Genomic DNA, 6,513 nt, shown 5'->3' with positions numbered 1-6,513 from the left:
GCAACAAACATGGCATTGCTTGCAAAAAGCGGTGGACATATTAAGCTCACAGATGTTGCTCTAACAACGATGTATGGTAACGGATACGGAGCAGCTACCTCCGATCCTGAAAGCTTGATTGAATTGGATGGAAAGACAACGATTAATAATGCTTTCATCGGGCTCAATGCAGAAAACAGTGGTACTATCACAATGGCGGGTGGAACTGTAACCGCAACAAACATGGCATTGCTTGCAAAAAGCGGGGGACATATTAAGCTCACAGATGTTGCTCTAACAACGATGTATGGCAACGGATACGGAGCAGCTACCACTGATCCTGACAGCTTGATTGAATTGGATGGAAAGACAACAATTGATAATATTTTCATCGGGCTCAATGCAGAAAACAGTGGTGCAATCACAATGACGGGAGGAGCTGTAACCGCAACAAACGTGGCAGTGCTTGCAAAAAGCGGTGGGCATATTAAAGTCACAGATGTTGCTTTAACAACAACAAATGGTAACTATGGTGCTGCTGCAACCGATCCTGAAAGCTTGATTGAATTATATGGAAAGACAACAATTAATAATGCTGTAACCGGACTTGATGCAGAAAATAGTGGCACAATTATAATGACTGGTGGAACAGTAACTGCGAAAACCATGGCATTGTTTGCAATGAACGGTGGACATATTAAGGTCACAGACGTTGCTCTAACAACGATGGATGGCAACGGATACGGTGCAGTTGCCAGCAATCCTTACAGCTTAATTGAATTGCATGGAAATACAGCGATTAGCAATACTTTCATCGGACTTTATGCAGAAAACGGTGGCACAATTAAAATGAATGGAGGGACCGTAGCAGCAAAAGGATCAGCATTTGTTTTAAAAAATAGCGGATATATTGATGTAACAAATGTTTCTGCAACAGCAGAAAACAGTGGCATAACATTTGATAAATCCGAGGACGATAATGCCTTAGAAATCAACTTGACAAATACAAAGATTCGCACTGAAAATAGTATTGGAATTAACGCAGACCAATCAATCGGTATAGCCAATCTCAAAAATTCAGAAATCAGTGCCGATATTTTATTAGCAGCAAAAGCTTCAACTAAAGAAAATAATTTTGCTTTTACATTAAATGCTAATCACTCCGTATTAAAGGGAAGAGCAAAAATTGCAGAAAACAGAACTGTACGCTTTGATTTGACAAACAAAACAACATGGATATTGAAAACCAGTACAAAAGAAACCGATGATGACGGAAAACTGCTTGCTATTGCTCAAAGGTCACGTTCTGATATTTCTGTGCTCAATCTCAATGATAGTTCTATTGTTTTTAATGGACCGGTAGAAGATCATTATCATACATTGCATATAGGATCTGGAATACCGAACATTCTAGCAGTCTATAATGCCTCTGGTGAGGCAGAAATTCATTTCAACGCTATATGGAGTGATGGTGTTGCAATAGATGCACAAAAAACCGATAGGCTTCTCATTCACGGTGATGTAGCAGGCACCACAACAGTTTATGTCAAAAATGTTTCAGGGGATAAAGAGAGTGTAGAAAATGCCTCTGATCCTTCAAATATAGGTGGACTTTCACTTATTCAAGTTTCTGGAGAAGCAAAAGAAGACTCCTTTAAATTGAAAAATGGCTATACCACCATAGGAGGAACTCCTTATAAATATACGCTGACTGCCTATGGACCAGTCTCAAGCTATGGCAAAGCCAATGCTAACCAAAACTTATTCGATGAAAAGGATAAAGATTTCTGGGATTTCCGTTTGCAGCCTGAATTTTTTGACCCCGATTCAAAAGTAAGAGCAGTTGTACCACAAATGGCAAGCTATTTGGTTATGCCAAATGCCCTCTTTTATACTGGATTGGCCGATATGGCCAAGCAAAATGCACTTTTAGCCAATATGAGAACAACAGTCTTGGGAGAGCAGAAAAATCTAAAAAACAGTTTCTTCCTCTCTACCTATGGGGGTACAGGAACCTTATCCTCGAAACGCGGTCCCCTTAAATATGGTTATGGTGCTGATATTCGCTACGCTGCTATACAAGGTGGGGTTGCATTGACTACGTTAGAAGGGCACAGCACTACTACACATCTTGGTCTTTTAGGTACCTATGGGCAGCTGTCTTTCACTCCAAAAGAGATGCAGGATGCAAGTAAAAGCACCCTAGATAAATGGTCTCTCACTGCCTATGGTAGTGTACAACATGACAGTGGTTTCTATATCGATACGCTTTTATCCTATGGGATAATAAAGGGCGATATCACCAATGCTATCATTGGTAAAACCGCGAAATTGAACAATGTAAAAATGTTGAGTATTTCCACCACCGTTGGCAAACAATTTTCTACCGGAATGGAAGGTTTAACCTTCGAGCCCCAAATACAACTTGCTTATCAACATTTGATGTTTGATACCATTGAAGATGCTGATAATTTAAAAATTGATATGAACAATCCTTCTCAATGGTTGATCCGTGTTGGTGGACGTTTAACCAAAACCATTATGACCACTGAAAATGGTCCTGCCATTTCCTTCTATGGAAAAGCAAACTTGATCAAAACCTTTGGTGATGATGGTACCATCCAGATTGGCAGAGATTTTGACCTTGATCCCATAGGAACAGCAATTGAGGGCGGCGTTGGCATCAATGCACAACTGTCTCACAATTTCTCTCTTTACGGTGATGTAAGCTATCGACAAAAGCTTCAGAAAACTGGTATAAGTGGTGCAAGCTTTTCAGGTGGCATACGCTATCAGTTTTAAATCAAGGCTGTAAAAATAGCCTATTCATTCTATTCAATTTAACAAAAAGGGCAGCACAATATGCTGCTCTTTTTGTACATTAAAGTCATCCTTTTTCCTTTTAAAGCACCCTTCCCTCTTTATACTTAATACTTAGTTCTTTAGGAAAATCCCCAAGACAAGACACAACAAACGCAACAGAGCACTTCTATCCCCAGTGGATGAAGAGTACTTCCTACTTTGAAAAAAAGAGAAGTCTATTAGAAATAAATTAATACCACTGTGTTGAAAGATGACAACCCACTTTAAGCCCAAGTAAGTTAGCTTTTTTACTAGCTTCTTCTACATCCTTTTTTGTTCCCTCATAATCCCAATTTGCGTCATATAATAATCCCTACCATCACGTAAAAGATGTCATGGTACCACTATATCAGTATCTCAGAATATTTCTCTGAATAATAATATTCAAAATTATAATTCTTTAAATAAAATCAATTATAAATACATTTTGTATTAGACATAATTAATATCAAGTATTTTTTAATTTTGACAAAAAACCAAAAATGTCTTACCAAATAAAGACAATTACTGAAATTAATAACAATTATCCATTTTCACTTCTTCTTATGAAGTTCGCGGGGAAATGAATATTTGGGGGCTATCATAAGGAGAATACTAGTGTATAAAACATCCCTTTTATCATGCACGGCTGCAGCCGCTATCATCCTATTCAATATCCAGTTCAGTGCACATGCTGAAACCCTCGTAGTTTCTGGGGGAAAACAACAAGAAGTATCCGATAAAACCTACGAAACTATTCACGCAAAAGACGGTGGCAAAATCATTGGAAAACATTTAAAAATAATCGTTTCTGAATTTGAAAAAACTGGTGTAATCTCTGAAGGTGATGGTAGCGAAATTACGTTAAAAGGGGAAACAACCATTGAAAAAGTCGTAAATGGGCTTTGGGCAAAAAATAAGGGCAAAATCGTTAGCAAAAATTTAACAATAGAAGGAAGTAATACAGGTATTGGTGTAACAACTGAAGGTCTTGGTAGTGAGATTGAATTAATGGGTGAAACCACCATTGAAAACTTTCAAAACGGGATTCGAGCAGAAAGTGGAGGCAAAATCACTGGGAAAGATTTAACGATCATCCTTCCTGGAGCTGGAGAAAAAAACATTGGTGTATTGGTCGATGCGCTTGATAGCGTGGTTAAATTAACAGGACAAACAATCATTAAAGATGTTGTTAGCAAGGGTCTTGTGGTGAATAAGGGCAAAATCGTTAGCGAAAATTTAACAATAACAGGTTCTCAGAACGAAAAAAATAGCAATAGCTCTGGTGTAATGTCCTTCACACTTGATAGTACGATTGAATTAAAAGGCTCAACAACCATTGAAAAAGTAACAAACGGTCTTACGGCAACACTTGGGGGCAAAATTGTTAGCAACAATCTAACAATAACCGGCTCTGAAACTGAAAACAGTACTGGTGCAATAGCCTACAACAACAGTATGATTACATTAAACGGTACAACAACCATTGAAAAAGTTGCAAACGGTCTTGATGTACGAGATGGAGCGACTATCAAGATGATTGATGGTTCCATTGCTGCATCTCATATAGGTGCTATTTTCGAACAGAGTATTAACGAAAGCACGTTAGAAGATGTTACAATATCAAGCGGCAAAGATGACATCCTTATGGATAAGGGAATAAGAGCTTACTACAGCACAGTAACTTTGAATAATGTAACCGTAACTCAAGCACTAACAGGCATATCTGCAAATGGTTTCTCCATAGTAAAAATCTCCAAAGGAACATTCAATGGAAAAACTGATGGAGTATATGCTCAAAACTATAGCAGAATTACTTTAAACGGCACTGAAGTCATTTCATCTTATGGTTATGGTCTTCATGCTGATGGACAAAAATCCAATGCACAAAACGCCACTATCATAATGACGGGAGGAAAGGTAAATGGGAAAGACGCTGCATTATTTGCAGAAAAAGGCGGAAAGATTGATGCCACGAATGTTGCTCTAACAACAGAGGGAACAGGAAGCGGTGCATTTGTAATTGGCGATAACAGCACAATTCAATTGCATGGCGATACAATAATTAACAATACTTTGAGCGGACTCGATGCCGGTAATGGTGGTAAAATCATTAGCGAAAACTTATCGATAATCGGTGGTGAAGCACTTGAAGGCCCCGACAACGAACGCACTGGTATATGGACATCGGACTCTGGTAGTGAAGTTAGGTTAATGGGCAAAACAACCATTCAAAATGTTGATGAAGGGTTTTATGCAGACGGTGGAAGTCAAATCATTAGCGGAGATTTAATTATAACCGGTGGTGAAAGTAAAACAATGACCGTTGGTGTAAACGTTGCAGAAACTGATAGTTTAATTAAGTTAAATGGTAAAACAATCATTCAAAATTTTGATGTTGGTCTCACCGCAGGAAATAATAGCACGATTAAGATGACGAATGGTTATATTGGAGCAGCAGAGAATACAATAAAAAATAAAATAGAAGCAAAAAAAGTTGCACTATGGGCGGCATTTAACGGACATATTGATGTCGTGAATACTTCTATGATAGCAGGAGTTGCTGGTTTGCAATTTATAGCTCTCTCTAATCCTGATCTAGATTATCCAGATGATCCACAAAAACGTAAAAGCAGTGAAATCAATTTAACCAATGCAGATGTTCACGCTGAAAATGGTACTGGAATTTTTGTTGGAGCTTTTACTAACGATAACATGGAAGATATTCCAGGTTTGTCAATCGGTACAGTCAATCTCAAAAATTCAGAAATCCATGCTGATGTATTGTTAGGAGATGGTCTTTTCGAAGATCCAAAATCTTGGAAAAATGACAATTATTGGAACAATAAAGAGGTTAAAGCGATCTCCAACGGCACCTTCACCTTAAGCGCAGATCAGTCTATTCTAGAGGGCAGAGCAAATATTGCTAAAGACAGAAATGTGCACTTTGATCTGAAAAACAATACAAAATGGACGTTGAAAATAAGCAAAAATGAAAAAGATGATGATGGCAATCTCCTTGATATCGCTCAAAGATCTCGTTCTGATATTTCCACGCTGAATCTCGATAACAGCTCCATTATCTTTAATGGACCAACCGAAGATCATTACCAAACATTGCATATAGGTTCTGGTAAACCAGACACGCAAGAAGTCTACAATGCAACGGGTGATGCAAAGATTTACTTCAACACGGCTTGGAGTGATGGTGCTGCAATAAATGACCAAAAAACCGATAGACTTTTGATCCATGGGGATGTCTCTGGCAACACATCAGTTTATGTCACGGGGCGCTTAGAAGAGAACAATATCGAAGCAAATACCTCTGCTGCTGCCAATGTCCGGGGTCTTTCACTTATTCAAGTTTCTGGAAAAGCAGAAGAAAACTCTTTCAAACTGGTAAATGGCTATACCACAAGAGGTGGCTTACCAGATATGTATACACTACGTGCCTATGGACCAGACTCAAGCCAAGGCAACGCCGATATTGCACAAAACCTCTTTGATGAAAAGAATGAAAATTTCTGGGATTTCCGTTTGCAACCCGAACTGCTTGACTCCAATTCTGGTTCAAATCCTGATCCTGAAACAAATATCCCTACCGTTGCACCTGTACCACAAACAGCAAGCTATTTGGTCATGCCAAATGCTCTCTTCTATAGTGGATTAACCGATATGGCTAAACAAAACGCA

2 protein-coding genes are annotated in these 6,513 nt (G+C 38.6%); both read left to right on the top strand.

All coding sequences use genetic code 11. From position 1 onward, the window contains the following. A partial coding sequence (locus ACFIJZ_RS08970; protein ID WP_375631767.1) for an autotransporter outer membrane beta-barrel domain-containing protein occupies positions 1-2,781 on the top strand: 2,781 nt, incomplete at its 5' end. Positions 2,782-3,438: 657 nt separating this feature from the next. Further along, positions 3,439-6,513 (top strand): autotransporter outer membrane beta-barrel domain-containing protein (locus tag ACFIJZ_RS08965; protein WP_404977322.1); only part of this gene is annotated, 3,075 nt, incomplete at its 3' end.

The organism is Bartonella sp. CL70QHWL, assembly GCF_042194855.1.
GTDB lineage: Bacteria > Pseudomonadota > Alphaproteobacteria > Rhizobiales > Rhizobiaceae > Bartonella.
The sequence above is the reverse complement of the archived record's forward strand: the minus strand, read 5'-3'. Positions and strand labels throughout refer to the sequence as shown.